At 35.7% G+C, this 1,666-nt stretch carries 1 protein-coding gene; it reads right to left on the bottom strand.

All coding sequences use genetic code 11. From position 1 onward, the window contains the following. Positions 1–94: 94 nt before the first annotated feature. Positions 95–1,360 carry an IS110 family RNA-guided transposase gene (locus B5G32_RS13485; RefSeq protein ID WP_087936956.1) on the bottom strand — a complete coding sequence of 422 codons (1,266 nt, stop codon included), beginning with the start codon at positions 1,358–1,360 and terminating at the stop codon, positions 95–97. Between the last annotated feature and the right edge of the window lie 306 nt (positions 1,361–1,666).

Raw genomic sequence — 1,666 nt, forward strand, 5'->3', positions numbered from 1 at the left:
AAGTGTGAAAAATAATTTGACCCAATCGTAAGTAAAAGCACAAAAAAAGACGAACTTAAAAACAAGTTCGGTTTTTCTTAGAAAAAACAGAATATTATTTAGGAATATCTTGAATTAATGATACATCAAATCCTTGTGATTTTAGAAAGTCTAGTGCTGTCTCGACTGTATAATTGTTCTTTTCTCTTTGTGGCTTTGGATTCTTAAATGATTCATAGTCCGAAGGATTGAACTTTTCTCCAGTTAGAATCATGTGATAGATACTAACAAGCATCATTCTTGCGATGGCAATGATAGCTTTCTTGTGTCCTCTTCTTTTCTTGATTCTTGTATACTTTTGACCAAAATAGCTGTTTTTGTTTTTGATGGCTGCCAATGCACATTGCACTAATACCGGTTTGAGATACTGTCCAGCTTTGTTGATGCGAACGGATTTTTTCTTTCCAGCACTTTCATTATTGGCAGGAGAAGTTCCAGCCCAGCAGCATAGCTGCTTATCTGTTTCAAATTGAGTCATGTCAACACCAATTTCAGAAATGATAAGAATGGCAGACATAAGCTGTATTCCATCAATTTCAGTAATATGCAGGAAATCATCAAAGTATCTGGAAGCACGTTTGATGACTTCTACTTCAACAGCTTCAATATGTTTGTCAAGTTCATTCAGATGTGTTTGGATTTCTGTCATCTTAAAACGCTGATCTGGCTCAATTTTTGAATCTTTAAGGGATTCAAGTATTTTATCTTTATTTCTGCAACCGCCGTGAATAAGTTTTGTGATTTTATCTTCATCAATAACTTCAGTAGATAGAACTTCATTCATGACAGCCTGTGCTGTTTTTCCAAAAGGATCAGAAACAACAGAGGCAAGACCAATATTAGAAACAGTCATGGAGTTTTGATAACGGTTGCGTTCACCTGTTCTCATGCAGATGAGCTTGAAACGATAACGAGAGAGATCTCTTAATTCACGAATATCCTTAGGTGGGATAAAAGAAGATTTAAGGAGATCATGTTTGAAAAGGTCGCAAATCCATTTGGAATCTTTTTTGTCAGTTTTCTTACCCTTGATGGCTTTGACATATTTAGGGTGGACAAGAACAATATTCATTTTGGGTTCCGTCTCAAGAACATTAAAGACAGGGATCCAATATTTACCAGTAGATTCCATGCAGACATCAAAACAATCATATTGAATAAGCCAATTTTTAAGATTATAGAGGTCAAAATTAAGAGAAGAGAAATCCTGTTGAATATACTCAGTGACATGCGTTTTCTTGTCAGTGATACCAATGGTGGCAACAATAAGATTCTTGTGAACATCAAGACCAGCACAATTGAAACGATGAATTTTCAGCATAAAAAAACTCCTTTCATAAAAGGAGAAGTGGCATTGACTGTCAGTCAGCGAAAAATCACTATAGTTGATTGAAACAATCTTAAGTGTCCAGGCTCTGAGTCCTACTTGTTTGTGCTTGAAAAACTGACGGCGACTTATAAATATTCAGGATATTCTATATAGAGTAGAATTACCTACTCACCTCTACGTGCTCTGTAGTATACCACCTCTCTTATAGGATACTATAAAAACGATTGGAGGGAAATGATTTTAATAAAATGTTTGTGTCCGACCGACAAAGGCGGACGGAAATGGAGGGAAATATGA

The sequence above is a fragment of the Massilimicrobiota sp. An80 genome (genome assembly GCF_002159255.1).
Classification (GTDB): Bacteria; Bacillota_I; Bacilli_A; order Erysipelotrichales; family Coprobacillaceae; genus Allocoprobacillus; species Allocoprobacillus merdigallinarum.